Origin of the sequence: Staphylococcus sp. HMSC34C02 (assembly GCF_001838705.1) — a bacterium.
Classification (GTDB): Bacteria; Bacillota; Bacilli; order Staphylococcales; family Staphylococcaceae; genus Staphylococcus; species Staphylococcus borealis.
In genome coordinates, this window is the sequence record NZ_KV838566.1 from 59,839 (window position 1) to 78,290 (window position 18,452).

Genomic DNA, 18,452 nt, shown 5'->3' on the forward strand with positions numbered 1-18,452 from the left:
CTAATAATCATTCAATTTATGGTCTGTCGCTGTCATTGTTGTAATAGTTAAATATAACGGCTTCTTTTTAATCTTTTAAGATCCATTTTGAAACTATAAACGTAATTGGAATTGTGATAATTAACCCAACAAATGGTGCGATTTCAGACGGAAATTGAAACCACTTAACAAACACGTATAGTAAGAGTGTTTGCATTCCCATATTAATGACTTGAGTTAAAGGAAAGCTTAAAAATTTCTTTAAAGTTAGCGTTACTTTATAAACAAAATAACAATTCAAATAGTAAGAAATTACGAAACTCACTAAGAAACCAACAATGTGACTGATCATATAATTCACATGACATAATTTTAATAATATTAGATAGACAATATAATAATTAAGGGTATTAATCCCCCCCACAATTATAAATTTAATAATCTCTAAGTGGGTTTGAGTCAACTTCATCGTGATTCTCCTTTGTCGTCATTCTCTTTAATCTTCAAACGGCAATATTTTAAATGAATATTTCTCTGAAATGTGATGAAACTCTTTGAAGTTAGTTACATCCGCTTCATCTGCTGGTGTCATTTCAAATAAATACGTTTCATATGGCAAATGTGATAATTTAATGTGACGTTGATTGTTACTCATTTGTGCGTGCACATCTTCTAGTCTCTGTTCACTACGAATGTGTATATCAGTGAAAATAAACATATTTACAATTGCAAAAATAATTATACAACTTTTTAGAATATTATAATGTTTCAAAGTCAAAAAGTTTAATTCTGAAAATAAAATAATGAGTATTATCATACTAAATAGATAAGCCAAATAAAACTGTCTAACTGAAACTTCTGTAATTAATACAACTGGTAATACACTTAGTGGAATTGAAATCAGCGACATATTTACCAACAACCGATTGTATGGTGAGTGAACGATGAGCTTGCATGATATGACAACACTCATCATAAATATCAGACACAATACAATATGAATGACTTCAAACGTCAGTGTTTCAGATAGTTGTTTCACATTGAAAGGTTCATATATAACGAATTTATAGATAGGTAATACACATATGCCTATTTGTAAACTGAATTGTTTCTTTTTAGACCAAGTTGAGAAGGTGCTACTTCTTAAAAGTAATATTATAATGATAATTACGATTAAAGATAAAATCGTATTATTATTAAAAAACAAATTGTTTGGAATATCTTTGAGAAGCGATGATTCAAATTTGTGAGTCAACCCTAACATATCTAAGTGCCCTCTTAACGCCTCGACACTTGAATAAATATAAATATATTTTTCATTTAATAACATGATCATTGCACCACATAATGACAGCAACCATCCAAGTACCAAACTGTAGTCAAGTTTATGGTAACGTATCGCATAGTAAATGATGCCAACCAATAATATTGCAGTATTATAAAACGTTAGAGGTTCAGCAAACCACTGTCCTAATATACATATTCCCCAAAAGATAAACGCATCTATACGGCTATATTCTTCTTCCTTAAGTAATCCTTTCAATATAAAACTTAATAGATATAGTGAAAAACATGACCCAAAAACATACGTATAAAAAAATTCAAAGTTACCATAGCTTTGTGAAAATAAAGAATTGGGTATAATAAATAATAAAACCATAATGACAATTAAAATGTTTGTGTTACTTATTTGATTCAATAACTTTAATAACAGTAACACGATAAAGATTGAAATAAGTGCAAATGACATGGTCCGCATTACTATAGAATGAACACTTGCGAATTCTAATATATTGCTAATGTACCGTCCATTAAAATTTTCAAATGCGTTACTAACGACCTGTATGCCGTGGGTACTCCCCCAAAACCAATCCGTACTATGTAAAGGGATAATGAAACCTAAGTATCCGTAAAATAGGATTAATCCAATCATCCAGATGTAAAATTCATGTTGTTTAAGTCTATGCATGTTGAACTCCTTTATGTCAGAAGGTTTGATTTTAAATTACAATCAACCTCTCATAATCGATTATATTATATTCTTATTTTATCAATTATACATTTAAATATTATTTTATACTATACCAACACTAGGAGGTTTGCGAAGATGAATCTTAAAAAAATAGTCATTGCTACTGATTCATTTAAAGAGAGTATGTCAGCTAAGGAAGCTGGTTTAGCCATTCAAGATGGTTTTAAAGCAGTATTTGATGATGCGATTCACTATGACATTATCCCAATGGCTGATGGTGGTGAAGGCACAACAGATGCATTAAAAGAAGCGCTTAATGCTAAAACCTATACGATTCCTGTACACGATCCATTGCATAGAAGTATTGAAGCGTCATATGCCCGCTCGGATGATGATCAAATTGCCATTATTGAAATGGCTGCATCATCTGGATTAGATTTATTATCAAAAGACGAACGTAACCCACTCATTACATCAACTTATGGTGTAGGCGAAATGATATTAGATGCACTAAATCACCATGTTAGCAAAATTATTCTAGGCATTGGTGGAAGTGCTACTAATGATGGTGGTAGCGGTATGTTATGTGCATTAGGTGCGCAATTTCTAGATGCGCAACACCAACCTTTACAATTAGGTGGTGGTTATTTATCTGAGCTAGCACATATAGACATATCAAATCTAGATCAAAGACTGAAGGACGTTACATTTGAGGTTGCTTGTGACGTAACAAACCCATTACTAGGACCTAATGGTGCAACTGAAGTTTACAGTCCACAAAAAGGTGCTGACGCTAAGATGATACCAAAGTTGGATTCCGCACTAGCGACCTATCATGATATGATAGAACAAGAATTAAATCTAAATGTTAAAGATATTCCAGGTGCTGGTGCCGCTGGAGGATTGGGTACGGGTATTCTTGCATTCTTCAATGCGTCACTTTCTAAAGGCATTGACATTGTGTTAAAGGAAACGGACTTTTCGAGAAGAGTGCAAGACGCAGACCTTGTTATTACTGGCGAAGGTAAAATGGATGCGCAAACTGTCTTTGGTAAGACACCCATTGGGGTAGCAAAAGCAGCAAAAGTACATCATATTCCAGTGATAGCTATTTGTGGAAGTCTTGGCGAAGGGTATCAGGATGTTTACAATCATGGTATTGATAGCGCATTTAGTTTAATTGAACAACCTGAAGCATTACCATCGCTATTAAGTAATGGTAAGCGCAACATGACACATACTGCTGAAAATATTGCTCGACTACTGAAACAAATTATTTGAAATATGAGGTGACTAGCATGAAACGAACAGATAAATATAAAGATTCTTACAAATATGATGAACAATATCGCAAGCGTAATCGACAAAGTGCCGATGAACGTACACGTCATGAGCGACGTGAAAGCCAAGAAGCATACAATCGTAGCAATGCACGTTATCGTGATGATGATCCTAGATATCAAAATGATGACCAACGCTACCATGATGACTATGACTATCAAGCGCGTTATGAACGCCGTAATGATGACTATGACGACAATGGAAACAGATATTATAATGACCGTGACTTCAGACGTGAGCAACAATTAGAAGAAGAAAATGAAAAAAATAAAAAATCCAAAAAATGGCTTATAGCTATTATTGCAATATTGCTTATTATCGTAGCAATATTTGCGACGAGAGCGCTATTTAACCATAATAGTGGTAATGAACAACAAACGACTTCAAATGACAACCAAGTATCTAAAGACTATAAAAACGAAGTAGAAAATCAAAGTGATAGCATTAAACAACAAGTCGAACAGGCCAAAAATGACATTAAAGACAAAGTAGATACAGACTCAAGAATCAAACAAATCCAAGATGATATTAATAGTTTAAAAAATAGTGAACAAACAGGCGAAGATTCTAAATTGACTAAATTTTATCAAGATCAAGTAAATAAATTGAAAGAAGCGAATAACGCGCAACAAAATAACGAAAGTCAAAGTAAAGTAAATGACTTACTTAATGATGTGAATACAAAATTTGATGAAATTAAGGAGAAATTAAATAGTATACTTGGTAACTCAAGTGATACAAATGCACAGTGATAAACCCATAAATACATCACATACAACATAATACGCTACATCTACATTGCAAATACGTTATCGTAGACGATATTGAGAAGATAGATAAAGCATATTTTCTAAGATATGCGTACCGTTATAAGGGACGAGATAGAAGGTAAATTGAATTCTAACTCGTTCCTTTTTTATTTTGTAAATTACAAATGCACAAAAAACCTATATAATGTAATTTGCAAACTTTTTAAGGAGACACACTATGCAACCATCAACACATACAAAATTACCCCTATTGCTACTTATTGTCTTAGGTGTAATGACTGCATTCGGACCTATGATCATTGATATGTACCTTCCTGCTTTACCTGAAGCACAACATCAATTTAGGTCATCAACATCTGAAATCCAACTCACCTTATCATTTGCAATGATAGGTTTAGCATTAGGTCAATTCTTATTCGGACCATTATCTGATGCATTTGGCCGTAAAAGAATGGGTCTTATCATATTATGCATTTTCTTCCTAGCTACACTGAGTGGTATCTTTGCATCAAATTTAATGCTATTTTTATGTATTCGATTTGTCCAAGGTTTTACTGCAGGCGGCATTATAGTTATAGCCAAGGCTTTTGCTGGAGACAGATATCAAGGTGATTTATTAGCTAAATTTCTAGCATCACTGATGGTCGTTAATGGTATTGTTACAATCATCATGCCTTTACTCGGCGGTCTATCTTTGACACTTGGTTCATGGAGAATTGTCTTTGTCATTCTGACCGTTATAAGTTTACTTGTGCTTATCGGTGTCGTGACGACGATGCCGAACACACATCAATCAGAACATATATCGTTAAACTTTAAAGACATCTTTTTAGATTTTGGAAGTTTATTAAAGAAACCACGATTCATCATTCCAATGTTGCTACAAGGATTAACGTATGTCATGTTATTTAGTTTTTCATCCGCTTCACCATTCATAACGCAAAAGCTATACAATATGACACCTCAGCAATTCAGTATAATGGTAGCAATTAATGGTGTAGGCTTAATCATAGTTAGCCAAATTGTGGCACTTTTAGTCGAGTATATTAATCGTTTCAAACTCATGATTTACTTAACGTTAATACAAGTAATAGGTGTCGTGTTAATTGTTATTACATTATCAATGCATGGTCCGTTATGGATTTTACTGATTGCATTTTTCTTAAACGTATGCCCTGTCACATCTATTGGGCCACTTGGTTTTTCTATGGCAATGGAGGAACGTACGGGTGGAAGTGGTAATGCTTCTAGTTTACTAGGACTATTCCAATTCATTCTTGGCGGAATCATCTCTCCAATAGTAGGACTCAAAGGACAATATGATGCAACACCATACATGATTGTCATTGTCGTAACTGCAATTGTATTAATTACACTCCAAGTTATTTACTTTAGAAATCATCGTAACCCCGCATAATCATTGAATAGAATCATAGAATTAGGAAGTGAGACAGCATTCTTTATGAATTCGTTGTCCGCTTCCTCTTTTTTTGAAAATAAATTGATTCATAAATCCACGCTAATTGTTCACAATTTTTCAATAACTTTCCAACAAATAGGTGACAATACAATTTTTCCTAATTGAAAATCATTCTTATTGATTATAATGAAAACAAATGAAGGAGGAATTTCAATGATTACAAATGAATCTATCGTTGCAGACATTGTTACAGACATGCCATTAAGTGCGGATATATTTAGAAAATATGGTATCGACTTTTGTTGTGGCGGTAACATCACTATAAATGAAGCAGTTAAAAATAAAAAAATAGATGCAGATACATTAATAGAAGAAATTAATGCACTTCCTATACATGATCAAGGAAACATCAATGTAAAATATCTTGATGCACCTTCACTCATACAATATATACAATCGCGCTATCATGAGACAATGCGTGAAGAGTTCAAGAATTTATCTCCTTATGTTACCAAAGTGGCAAAAGTCCATGGGCCAAACCATCCATTTTTAATTCAATTACAAGACTTATATCGTCAATATCGTGATGGTATGCTTGAGCATATGGCTCAAGAAGATGAACACGACTTCCCTGCATTAATTAAACTTTCTCGTGGTGAAGAAGTGGATCATGCTTCAGATATTATCCAAAGCTTAGTTGATGATCACACGCACACAGGACAATTATTAGAAGATATGCGTGAATTAACGAACCAATATCAACCGCCGAGTGAAGCTTGTCAAACTTGGAGATTGGTCTATAACCGTCTTGAGAATTTAGAGCGTGAAACCCATGAACATGTACATCTAGAAAATCATGTACTCTTTAACAAATTCAGTTAGGACAGGAAGTGTTGATTATGGTGACTAAAATTGCTGGCCATACGTTTTTAGCACAATTAGGTAAAAAGCGTTTACGTCCGGGTGGTGTGCTTGCGACAAATTGGCTTATTAATAAAGGGCATTTTTCAAGTGATAAACGTGTCTTAGAAGTCGCATGTAATATGTGTACAACTTCTATTGAATTAGCACAAACTTATCAATGCCATATTGAAGGCGTCGATTTGAATAAAACCGCATTAGAAAACGGTAAACGAAATGTGGCGAAACACAATTTAGAGTCGCTCATTCATTTAACGCAAGCAAATGCAATGAAACTACCCTTTGAAGATCAAAGCTTCGATATTATTCTTAATGAAGCAATGCTCACAATGTTACCTTATCCAATTAAAGAGAAGGTCTTAAAAGAGTATTATCGTGTATTGAAGCCGAATGGTGTTATACTTACACATGATATTGCAATTATCAATAGACAAAATACTGAAACGGTCATTGATGAATTGAGTCAAGCCATTAATATGAAGGTGACACCTTTAACGCCTGAAAGCTGGTACCAACTCTATCAAGAGGCCGGATTCTCGAATATCGAATCGCAAATCGGTCCACTGTCGTTAATGACACCAATTGGTTTGATGCGTGATGAAGGCCTACTTGGCACCTTAACTATTATTAAAAATGCGTTAAAACCATCTAACCGTAAAATGTTCTTCACTATGTTTAAAACGATGCGAAGACACAAAAAGAACATGAATTATATCGTTCATGCTGTAAAAAAATAAAGCAACACAATCCTACATGGCTTATGTTGCACAAATGACTAGAACTGAGAAGGGGAGTGGGACCGAATTCTTTTAAATTCGTCGTCCGCTCCCAACTTGCTTTGCTTGTGGAATTTCTTAATGAAATTCTCTCTGCTGGGGCCCCGCCCGCAAAGATGACTAGAACTGAGAAAAGCTTGATTTAAGCGCCTTTTCAGTTCAGTCAGCTACTGCGAATTTGCTAAATAGCATTATTATATTATTTATGCCCCAGCCTCTCTTAGTTCTAGTCTATTCTTTTATAGGCATCCATATTTCCGTAATGTAGTCAGGGCTTTGAGTATTTCCCGGTAAATAATGTTCAAACATAAGTGCTTGAATCGTTTTAAATGCCGCTTGAGGCAATAATTCTGTATAGATTTTTGGCATCACTGCTTTAATTGCTTCAGTAACACGCCCCTTCGCATCAATAACGACATAGTTGTGTGCCATTAACTTGATTGCTTCGAAATTTGAATCATTGTTATTCAAACCGTCATGAGGCACGCCAATAAAATAATCTATACGATTTTCACGTGGTATGATAACGCCTAATAAGCCAGTTAAAGTTTGATTACTATATTGAGTTAAAGCTTTGACCACACCTGTTTCATTCATTTCTTGCCAAAATGCTGGTATATCCTGTTGCATTGCTTCACCAGTCGTATACTCTCTTAAAACGCCTATAAGTTGAACCTCACCTAAATGTTCAAATCTGTATTGCATTGTCATTGCTATGCCCCCCCATTTTCTAATTAATAATACATCATCACACAATCCGTATTGATATACGCCGTGACGACTAAGGTATATAATAAATTTACTTAAACTAAATGATGGACATCAATAGAGACTGTCTTTGAGGAGAATCATGATGAAAAGAACGATACTACCAATTAAACCAATTAGCCAACTCTTTCCAATTCCAATGGTAATGGGATGTGAAGGTGTTTCAGCAGCAATGTTACTTCAATATAACAATCATAATATTAAAGCTACTGAAATCATGAGTCATTGGCCTAAGCATCCTAATAATCCTTATAAAGGATATGTTGGTCATCATTTACTCGTCAAATTTGGTCATCATCAAACAATCTTTCCTGATGCTTATGTACCTTATTTACAAACGATTGACGATCGAATTGTAGACGGTACAGGTACTGATTTGTCATCACTAGAAGCTGTCATCGATTCTGGCCAACCAGTTATAATGTATCATACTAATTTAGGTCGTAAACCTTTCCGCAAATATTTCAAATTCGATGATCATAAGAAAGAATTAGTGTCCAACATTCACATCACACTATTAATCGGATATGATGATCAATTCTACTATTATATTGATCCTTTGTGGAGTCACTTATTTAAACACTTTATCTTTCCTGCCATTGTGCCTAATCGCTTTCAAGTCATCAAAATTGCAAAGCAAAAATTAGAACGTAGCTTTAATGCACCTGGTCGTACATGTATTTATCTTCAAGTGTAATATAGACCACTATTTAAGTGAGATTGAGTCAATGTTAATTGTATCTCAACCTCACTGATTTTTTATGCATCACGCACTTCAAATGTAACTAACGACGCATCGAGCTCTTGCATAAGATCAGTTGTTCGCCATTGTCGTTGATACCCTAAACAAGGACAAATATAAGTAACCCCTGCTTCGGACAACGTCTTACGAAAATGTACGTGTCCCATTATGCTATAACGAATAGGATACGTCTGATAAAACGCATCAACGTCTTTCGTACCTATATATGCATTAAAGAAATCAAAAATACGATGTGGCGTTGGTACAACAAATTGTGGATGCGTCACAATATGCGTCATTAGAATAATCTGTTTATCCTTTACTTGTTCTAAGTCATGTTGAATTTGGTTAGCAGCCTGCTTAGATAATGCTCTATCTTCAATATCACAGTCGATTTTCACTTTATCTTGCCATGTTGCACCGTAATACTTCCCTCTTTGGATGCGTTCCAAATCAAATTTATCATCCGCATACCGATAATCATACCAAGCCGTATGCCCAACAACTGCCCAATTCTCATTTATAATATACGGTTTTCCAATTAAACATTCTGGCTTATCCACATAGAAATCATAAATTTCTGATGATGTTAACGAGGCTTCAGAAGTCCAATAATCATGGTTCCCTGGCACAAATAAGACTGGAATACCACATTTTGCTTTTAAATCTTGAATAAATTGATAACTCTGCTGAAAATGATTAGACACATCTCCAGCAATTAATAGTAATGCCACATCCCTCTGTTGAACCAGTTGTACAAGCGTTTCAAGATATACCTTTGGCTCTAGTTTAGGATGTCGATCAATATGTAAATCTGAAATTGCACCTATCTTCATTCGTGTCGTCCCTCTTACTTGTTTTGAATTGAAATCATTATGTCATAGTTATTATGAATAATAAATAAATCTGTTTATTAAATTTTCAGAAATTTGTTTATATTTCATTGAATTAAGCGTATAATAAAAATACCTTTTAGCAAAGTTACATCATTTGTGAACAATTATTATTGTTTTCACTTAATATCTGATATTTAACAATTAATGTGATTTACTTAATACTTTGTTAAAAGCAAATTTTTTACATATAAAAGAAAGCGTTTACACTAAAATTTAAAAACACATCACTGCTTTCTAAGGAGGAAGTATATGGCTAGACAATTGGAAAGAGAACTAAGCAACAGGCATATTCAATTAATTGCGATTGGGGGCGCAATTGGTACAGGATTATTCTTAGGTTCAGGTCAAACAATTGCTTTAACAGGGCCTTCCCTCTTATTAACATACATGATTATCGGCATGGTTATGTTCGCATTCATGCGCGCACTTGGAGAATTATTATTAAGTAATACACGCTTTAATTCATTTGTAGATATTGCGAACGAATACATAGGTCCTTTTGCAGGATTCGTCATAGGCTGGACATATTGGCTTGCATGGATTGCTTCAAGCATGTCAGATTTAACAGCTATGGGACAATATTTTAGTTTCTGGTTCCCTCAAGTACCACATTGGATCACCGTTTTATTTATCGTACTAATGTTAATCTCATTTAACATGTTAGGTGCAAAATTATTCGGTGAGTTAGAATTCTGGTTCTCAATTATTAAAATTATAACTATCATAGCGATGATTATTGTAGGTTTAGTCATGATATTCTTCTCATTCAAAACCTCTTATGGTCACGCTTCATTTAGTAACTTAACAAATCATGGTGGTATATTCCCTAATGGGCCATTTGGATTCTTGATGGCATTCCAAATTGCAGTATATTCATTTATTGGTATAGAACTTATCGGGGTAACAGCGGGTGAAACGAAAGATCCTAGAAATGTCATCCCTAAAGCGATCAACAACGTACCACTCCGTATTCTATTATTCTACGTAGGCGGTTTATTAGTTATCATGTCTGTCATTCCTTGGAATAAAATCGATTCAAATAGTAGTCCTTTCGTAACCATGTTTAGCTTAATCGGCTTACCATTTGCTGCTGGACTTGTTAACTTCGTTGTACTAACTGCAGCTGCATCAGCAACAAACAGTGGTATTTACTCAAACAGCCGTATTCTATTTGGGCTTGCTAAACAAGGTTTAGGACCTAAAGTTTTAAGTAAAACAAATGGTAACAGTGTGCCATACTTATCTATGTTAGTATCATCTGGAACATTATTAGCAGCTGCGTTATTAAACTTTATTTTCCCAGATGCTATCAAACTATTTATCTATGTAACAACACTTTCAACTGTACTATTTTTAGTAGTATGGGCGATGATTATTATTTCTTATATTATTTTTGTGAAGAAAAATCCAGAAGAACACCATAAAAATAAATTCAAACTTTTTGGTGGATTAAAAAGTGCATACGTCGTACTTGCATTCTTTGCATTTGTGTTTGTACTGTTATTCTTTAGTGAAGACACTAGAGCAGCAATATTCATTTCACCAATATGGTTTATCTTCTTGTTCATCTTCTATAAAAAATATAAATTTAATGCAGAAGATTTAGCAGAACGAACACGTAGTCAAGGTCGTAATTCAATCAATTACTAATGAAAGCTCAACCATCAATCATCCATATCAATAAACCACTAAAGTGGAGGGAGTGGGACGACGAATTCAAAAGAATTCTGTCCCACTCCCTCCACTTTTATTATTTCAAAACGCTATATAAGATGATACTAATCTTATTCAACTTAATCCCTATCAGTTAACCTATGCTCACAACCTCATTATCAAACTCCGTTTATAACAATCTTAAATATGGTATACAAAAAAATACTTACACTAAATCATTTACTATTTATCAAATCGTCTGCCATTTTTTGGTAGCTTATCCTATCACATGGTAAACTATGATTATTCAATTTATTAAAGGAGTTATTCATGGAGCTATTAGAAGCATTTTTATTATTCATATTCGCAGTGATTATTAGTTCTATTATTTATAATAGGTTCCCTAAAATTCCCACTGCATTTATTCAAATTGCCTTAGGTGTCTGCTTATTCGTATTGCCCATCCCGATGCATTTTGAATTTGAATCGGAAGTATTTATGATGGCAGTCATCGCCCCACTACTATTTGTGGAAGGTACACATATTTCAAGAACAAAGTTACTTGAATATCGTAAACCGATTATTTTAATGGCTATGGCGCTTGTATTTGCTACAGTGATCGGCGTCGGTTTCTTTATTCATTGGATTTGGGCTGATTTACCAATGCCAGCAGCTTTTGCAATTGCTGCCATTCTTTGCCCAACAGATGCTGTCGCAGTTTCTGCAATCACGAAAGGTAAAATTTTACCTAAAGGATCCATGTCCATTCTTGAAGGTGAATCATTACTTAATGACGCTGCAGGTATTATCTCATTCAAAATTGCAGTTACCGCACTTGTAACGGGTAGCTTTTCAGCATTTGATGCGATAGGTCAATTTATTGTTTCAACGATTTTAGGTGTATTGATTGGTATCATCGTTGGCGCGTTAGTTGTGACATTAAGAGTATATCTAACGACCAATAAAGGTATGAAAGACAGTAATACGTTAACGTTTATCCAATTACTCACGCCATTTGCTGTTTATTTCATTGGCGAAGAACTTCATGCATCTGGAATTATTGCCGTTGTTGTTGCAGGTTTAATCCACGGTTTAGAACGTGATCGTTTAATTCGTGCCCAAACAGAATTACAAATGAACTATAACCAAATATGGAACACGCTTAGTTATGCATTAAATGGTTTCGTCTTTGTTGTTTTAGGTTATATTGTTCCCGAAGTCGTAATGGAAATTATTCATGACGAACCGCAGAACATTGTATTCCTAATTACAACCGCTCTATTAATTGCACTTGCCATTTACGTATTTAGATTTATTTGGGTGTATATGTTATTTAAAGATTTTTACTATCCAAACAACGTTCAATCCTACCTAGATGATGAAGAAGATGCTGGGCCACCGAAACGGAAGCATTATGCCTTCATCATGACGATGTGTGGCATACACGGTACCATTTCATTATCTATGGCGCTCACACTTCCGTATATGATGGATGGTAACCAAGAATTTATATATCGTAATGACTTATTGTTTATCGCTTCCTTTATGGTCTTAACAAGCTTAATTCTCGCCCAAGTGGTACTACCACTGATCACACCTTCTGAACAAATGTCAGAATTTAAAGGTATGTCCTATCAATCAGCCAAAATTTTTATGGTTCAACAAGTTCTTGATGCCTTTAAGACGAAAAACTCAGAAGGAAAGCAGATGGATTATCGACCAATTTTAAACCAATATTTTAATGAATTATCATTCTTAATCAATATGGAACCAGATAATAAAAATACGAAGGAATTACGACGACTGCAAGAAATCGCTGAAGAAGAAGAAACAAGAACGTTAGAACGTTTAATCGAGAAAGAAAGAATTACTAAAAAAGATTTAACAGACTACCGCAATATTATGGAATTTAGTCAATCTTATCGAGAAATGTCGATATTAAGAAAGATAAACCGCTTCTTTAAATTGATTGGGTTACGCTTTAAAGCTCGAAAAGAATCCAGAAAAGAAGCACACCGTATTCATAAAGAAAATCGTGCATTATTAAAAGAAGAACATCAAGCAACGACAGAACAGAATAAAATGGATATTAAAGCGAAACGTGAAGCGTATAAAGTAGAACGTGAAAAAGCGAAAAATGCTAAAAAGGTTCAAAAAGAAGCATTTGCAAATAGCTTTAATAAAGTTCAACAATTAATGCGTGTCGTAAACCACAATGTCATTATGAAAATGCGTGAAGAACAAAACAGTTCAAACGTATTAGAAGTTAGTTTAATTATTAACCAATATCACAATTTATCACGTACACTACGTCACAATAAAAATAGAAAGCAACAAAGAGCAGAAAACAAAGAAACGTATGAACTTACAACCCTTCAACAACATGATGCAAAACTTGAAGCATTATATATCCAACGTACCATTTTAGATGAATTGATTTCTCGAAATAAAGTAACGAATGAAGTTGCAACCCAATTGAGAGAAAATATTAACTATAATGAGATTGTTTTAGCACACGAAGCGAGCAATGCACACTAAAACTAATAAAGCCCATAGTTAATGCTACGCATTATCTATGGGCGCTTCTATATGGTTTTCAACTTATTTATGCAATTTAAACGGTACTGTGGCTAAAATGACATTCTTTTGATAGAACAAATGCATTTTTAATCTAATACTCGTTTGATTGTGTAAGAAATTATGCCAAGATTTTTTTGTAATAAACTGTGGAACCACAACAGTAATGACATAATTTTTATCATTCGCTTTTTTATTAATTTTATCAATAAAGCGTGAGATTGGTCTAATAACACTTCGATATTCCGAATGCAAAATGACTAAACGTACATCTGGAAAATGACGTTCCCATTTTTCAGCAAAGCATTTATCTGCTTCATCACCAAATGAAACATGCACTGCGATAACATCATCAGCAATCATTTGAGCGTAATATACAGATTTATCAATGGCTGACGTAATCGTGCTGACTGGAACAAGCGCCAAGTTTTTATCAACGATAGGCATATCTTGTACCATAGCAGTTGATTTCAATTGTTTAGCAATATCTTTGTAATGCCCTTTGATTCGTAAAAATACAATTACAATCAAAGGTAAAAAGATTAATATTGGCCATACATGACTAAATTTAGTGATTAAGAAAATCATAAATACGATAAATGTGATTGTTCCACCTATCGCATTGGCTATCAGTTTACGAGACCAGCCTTTCTCTCTTCCTCTGACCCATTTAAGCACCATACCATATTGTGCTAATGTGAACGGGATAAATACACCTACAGCATAGAGTGGAATCAAGTTCTCAGTTTTACCTTCAAAAATAATGATAAGTAAAATTGCCCCTACACCTAAAGTAATAATAGAGTTTGAATAGCCTAATCGATCTCCACGCACACTAAACATACGTGGCATATATTTATCTTTGGCCATACTTGCTGCAAGCATTGGGAATGCAGTAAATCCTGTGTTCGCTGCTAAAACTAAAATCATTACTGTTGTTGCTTGAACAAAATAGTAACCGGCATTGTGTCCTAGAATGTTCATTGCTAATTGTGATAATACAGTTGTTTCCGTTTCAGGCATAACACCATACCAGTAGGCTAAACCGACAATACCTACTAATAGAAATGCCAGGATACTTCCCATTGCGATTAACGTTTTAACCGCATTTTTAGGGCCAGGATCTTTGAAATTCGTTACCGCATTAGATATGGCTTCTACACCGGTTAAAGATGAGGCACCTGATGAGAATGCTTTAAGTAACAAGAATAATGTCACACCTGGTACAGCTGTTCCTACTGTTGCATGCATATGTGGTTCAGCTTGGCCAGTTGCAACTTTCCAAGCGCCCACAACAATCATAATTATTAACCCTATAATGAATAAATAAACTGGATATGACAATACTGTAGCCGATTCTGTCAAACCACGTAAATTCATAATTAAAATAAATAGCACGAGTAAACATGCAATCAATACTTTATGATGATATAGCGATGGAAAGGCGGCTACAAACGCATCTGCGCCTGAAGAAATACTTACCGCTACAGTTAATATATAATCAACAAGTAATGAACCTCCTGCTACGAGTCCCCATTTTTCTCCTAAGTTTGTCTTAGAAACCATATACGCCCCGCCACCTTTAGGGTAGGCATAAATGACTTGGCGGTAAGATAAGATTAAAGCCGCTAACAGTATTAATACGCCACATGCTATTGGCAACGTATACCAAGATGCAACTGCACCAACAACTGCTAGCGTAATCAAAATCTGCTCTGGACCATAAGCTACTGAAGACAATGCATCAGAAGAAAGTATTGCTAAAGCCTTGAAATTACTGATTTTCTCGTTCTTCAAATCACGATTTCTTTTAGGTTTACCAATTAAAAGTCTTTTAAATTGAGTGAACATAATACTCTTTACCTCTTTATATTCAAATTCAATGGATAAAATATACTCCCATTTTGATGAAAAGTATAGCTATCCCTACAATTTTAATGTTATTTTTTACTATATTAGTTACATTTTACAGTAATATTTAGTTGGATTTTACCCATTATTTATTTGGAAAATAAATAGCAAACAATCTATGACAGAGATTTAAGAGCAATTTAAACAAAAACTTGCTATACTAATGTCGTTAATATAGTAAATTGTTCGCTACTTAAATCATAAAATAGAGGAATTAAAATGAAAAAGACCATACTTTTCAGTAGTATCGTATTAATTGTTATCTTACTTATCTGTTCGATTATAATAAAATGGCAACCGACGTATTCAATGTTCAGTCCTACTTCTCAAGATTATTTAGATAACATGGTTAAAAGTGAGATGGACGATGGTCATATACCGGGTGTTTCAGTGTTAATGATTAAAGATAATAACGTGTTACTTAATAAAGGCTACGGCTATGCAAACATCGAAAATAAACATAAAGTAACACCTAATACGCGTTTCGAAATTGCTTCGAATTCTAAGGCAATGACAGGCTACGCTATTATGCAACTCGTCAGCGAAGGTAAAATTCAATTAAATGATCACATCAGTCAATACATTCCTAATTTTCATATGACTTATAAAGGAAAAAAGGTAGACATCACCATTAACCAGTTAATTGCTCAAACAAGTGGGATTCCAGGAGATATAACTAATAATGACCGTATTACTAAAAAGACTAATGATTTAGAAGGCATTGTGAAAAGTATTAATGGTCGGTCATTAAACCATCGACCAGGAGAACAATTTGAATATTCGAATATGAACTACAATATTTTGGGGTTAATTGTTCAAAATGTATCTCACTCTCCCTATTCAACTTACATGCGTGAACACATTTTCAACCCTTTAAATATGTCGCATATTTCTACTAAAGAGAATAATCATAAAGGTGCGCATGATGCACAAGGTTACGATATTAAACATCGCAAAGCCTACGCGGATCACCCAACATTTAACATTGGTGATAACCCGTCAGCTTATTTGATGGCTAGCACGAATGACTTGCAACCTTGGATAAAATTTCAACTTCATCCACCGAAACATTTGAAAGCGTTAGTAGAAGCGACACACAAACCTAAAGTACAAACACATGATGATGATCATTCCAAATATGCAACTGGTTGGTTTGTTACTCGTCAAAATCAAGAGACACTTATCTATCATCCGGGTACACTTGAGAACTACTCATCTTATATTATTTTAAATCCTAAGAAAGACTATGGCATTGTTATTCTCGCAAATGCTTATTCTGATCACATTCCAACACTTGCGAAACATTTAAATACACAATTAAGCCAGGGCCAACACGTTGACACAATTCAACATGATATTCTTCAGCACCAAATTGTGATTACTGTCATCTCAATTGTTATTTGGATGGCTGTGGTAGTCATTTTAATAGGTGTATATCGTCACATCATTCACCACCGCCCAATTCAATTGCGTATCAATCACCGCAATACTCAATATCGCATGTGCATACTTTCTGTTATCTTTATATTCGTTTTAGGCTTATTACATGTATTACCTTCATTGTTACTCAATGGTTCTGATTGGCAGTTTATAATGTCTTGGCTACCGATATCAGCTAAAATTTGTTTATTAAGTGTTATCACATTATTAACGAGTCTTTATGCTTTCATACTTTTAAAAATAATAACAGTATCAAAAGCGTCAAAATCATAAAATTGCGATAAACTGCTATGATTAACGAGCGAATATGTTAAGCTAAATGTATTAAAGACTAAGATTATTAAAGACCTCAAGCACATAGGAGATTAGACATGAGAAAAAAATGTTCCTTATTCTTAATGAGTATCGTCATGTTATTGGCTGGATGTGACTATTCTCATAAAGAAGATCAACATGGGTTCTTTTATACGATATTTGTTAAGCCAATGGATATGTTACTTCACTTCTTAGGTCGTACATTCCATGAAAATTATGGATTAGCTATTATTATGATTGTGCTTCTCATCCGACTTGTATTAATGCCGTTGATGTTTATCCAAGTAAAGAATATCCACATGATGCGTGGAAAAACGCAAGTCGTTAAACCTGAAATTGAGAAACTACAAGATAAACTTAAGAACGCGGAAACACAAGAGGAACGTACTGCGGCAAATAAGCTATTGATGAAAAAGTACAACGACTATGGTATTAATCCATTCAAAAGCCTTATTGGCACATTACCAATATTAATTCAAATCCCAATCTTATTAGGTTTATACGCATGTATTAAATATCCAACAAGTGGCGGGATTATCGAGCACCCTCACTTTTTATGGTTCAACTTAATGCATACGGATTTAATTATGACCTTTATTGCGGCCTTGCTTTATTTTATTCAACCGCTAGTCAATGCCATGCATTATCCAAAGGAAGAACGTCGCACTTATTACGTCATGATGGTGCTATCACCATTATTTATAATATATGCGTCACTACAATCCGCTTCTGCACTAAGTTTATATTGGGCAGTCAGTGCAACATTTTTAATTATTCAAATGCATTTTGCACATAGCCATTATGCAAAAGTGGGTAAAGCAGCAGGTGAACAACTTAAACGACAAATTGAGCAACAACGTCAAAATAAGACTAACGATGATAAGGCTTAAAGTAATAAAAACATTCTATCAATACAACAAGCACTGTTATAAGCTAATTGCAAATTCGCAGTAGCTGACTGAACTGAGAAG

The 18,452-nt window shown here is 34.2% G+C and carries 15 protein-coding genes; 10 read left to right on the plus strand and 5 right to left on the minus strand.

Annotation, left to right across the window (positions count from 1 at the left end):
- Positions 1-67: 67 nt before the first annotated feature.
- Entirely contained in the window at positions 68-448 is a 381-nt protein-coding gene (locus HMPREF3239_RS03115) for a GtrA family protein (protein ID WP_070854673.1), read from the minus strand.
- Between the two features lie 27 nt (positions 449-475).
- Positions 476-1,948: a hypothetical protein gene (locus HMPREF3239_RS03120; protein ID WP_070854674.1), complete on the minus strand. Its 1,473-nt coding sequence runs from the start codon at positions 1,946-1,948 to the stop codon at positions 476-478.
- Between the two features lie 138 nt (positions 1,949-2,086).
- Between HMPREF3239_RS03120 and HMPREF3239_RS03125 the strand changes: the two genes are divergently transcribed.
- From HMPREF3239_RS03125 to HMPREF3239_RS03145, 5 genes are all read left to right on the plus strand, one after another.
- Positions 2,087-3,232: a glycerate kinase gene (locus tag HMPREF3239_RS03125; RefSeq protein WP_070854675.1), complete on the plus strand. Its 1,146-nt coding sequence runs from the start codon at positions 2,087-2,089 to the stop codon at positions 3,230-3,232.
- A 17-nt stretch (positions 3,233-3,249) separates the two neighbouring features.
- Entirely contained in the window at positions 3,250-4,044 is a 795-nt protein-coding gene (locus HMPREF3239_RS03130) for a hypothetical protein (protein WP_070854676.1), read from the plus strand.
- Between the two features lie 235 nt (positions 4,045-4,279).
- Positions 4,280-5,479, plus strand: a complete 1,200-nt coding sequence (locus tag HMPREF3239_RS03135; RefSeq protein ID WP_070854677.1) for a putative multidrug effflux MFS transporter TcaB — start codon at positions 4,280-4,282, stop codon at positions 5,477-5,479.
- A gap of 216 nt (positions 5,480-5,695) precedes the next feature.
- Positions 5,696-6,364 carry an iron-sulfur cluster repair di-iron protein ScdA gene (scdA, locus tag HMPREF3239_RS03140; protein WP_070854678.1) on the plus strand — a complete coding sequence of 223 codons (669 nt, stop codon included), beginning with the start codon at positions 5,696-5,698 and terminating at the stop codon, positions 6,362-6,364.
- Positions 6,365-6,384: 20 nt separating this feature from the next.
- Positions 6,385-7,140 carry a class I SAM-dependent methyltransferase gene (locus HMPREF3239_RS03145; protein ID WP_256323735.1) on the plus strand — a complete coding sequence of 252 codons (756 nt, stop codon included), beginning with the start codon at positions 6,385-6,387 and terminating at the stop codon, positions 7,138-7,140.
- 270 nt (positions 7,141-7,410) lie between these two features.
- On the opposite strand, the gene HMPREF3239_RS03150 is transcribed toward HMPREF3239_RS03145, so the two are convergent.
- Positions 7,411-7,890, minus strand: a complete 480-nt coding sequence (locus HMPREF3239_RS03150; RefSeq protein WP_070854680.1) for a GyrI-like domain-containing protein — start codon at positions 7,888-7,890, stop codon at positions 7,411-7,413.
- A gap of 142 nt (positions 7,891-8,032) precedes the next feature.
- Here HMPREF3239_RS03150 and HMPREF3239_RS03155 point away from each other — a divergent pair, with 142 nt between their 5' ends.
- Positions 8,033-8,644 (plus strand): C39 family peptidase, encoded by a 612-nt coding sequence (locus HMPREF3239_RS03155; protein WP_053028725.1) that lies wholly within the window; start codon positions 8,033-8,035, stop codon positions 8,642-8,644.
- A gap of 62 nt (positions 8,645-8,706) precedes the next feature.
- On the opposite strand, the gene HMPREF3239_RS03160 is transcribed toward HMPREF3239_RS03155, so the two are convergent.
- Entirely contained in the window at positions 8,707-9,525 is an 819-nt protein-coding gene (locus HMPREF3239_RS03160; RefSeq protein ID WP_070854681.1) for a metallophosphoesterase, read from the minus strand.
- Positions 9,526-9,834: 309 nt separating this feature from the next.
- Here HMPREF3239_RS03160 and HMPREF3239_RS03165 point away from each other — a divergent pair, with 309 nt between their 5' ends.
- Both HMPREF3239_RS03165 and HMPREF3239_RS03170 read left to right on the plus strand, forming a co-directional pair.
- Entirely contained in the window at positions 9,835-11,235 is a 1,401-nt protein-coding gene (locus HMPREF3239_RS03165; RefSeq protein WP_070854682.1) for an amino acid permease, read from the plus strand.
- Between the two features lie 333 nt (positions 11,236-11,568).
- On the plus strand, positions 11,569-13,776 hold the full coding sequence (locus HMPREF3239_RS03170; protein ID WP_070854683.1) for a cation:proton antiporter domain-containing protein: 2,208 nt from the start codon (positions 11,569-11,571) through the stop codon (positions 13,774-13,776).
- Positions 13,777-13,839: 63 nt separating this feature from the next.
- Here HMPREF3239_RS03170 and HMPREF3239_RS03175 read toward each other — a convergent pair whose 3' ends face one another.
- Positions 13,840-15,666 carry an APC family permease gene (locus HMPREF3239_RS03175; RefSeq protein WP_070854684.1) on the minus strand — a complete coding sequence of 609 codons (1,827 nt, stop codon included), beginning with the start codon at positions 15,664-15,666 and terminating at the stop codon, positions 13,840-13,842.
- A 279-nt stretch (positions 15,667-15,945) separates the two neighbouring features.
- On the opposite strand from HMPREF3239_RS03175, the gene HMPREF3239_RS03180 reads away from it, so the two are divergent.
- A complete protein-coding gene (locus tag HMPREF3239_RS03180) occupies positions 15,946-17,439 on the plus strand; it encodes a serine hydrolase domain-containing protein (RefSeq protein ID WP_070854685.1) in 1,494 nt (497 codons plus the stop codon).
- 98 nt (positions 17,440-17,537) lie between these two features.
- Positions 17,538-18,371 carry a membrane protein insertase YidC gene (gene yidC / locus HMPREF3239_RS03185; RefSeq protein WP_070854686.1) on the plus strand — a complete coding sequence of 278 codons (834 nt, stop codon included), beginning with the start codon at positions 17,538-17,540 and terminating at the stop codon, positions 18,369-18,371.
- Positions 18,372-18,452 lie beyond the last annotated feature (81 nt).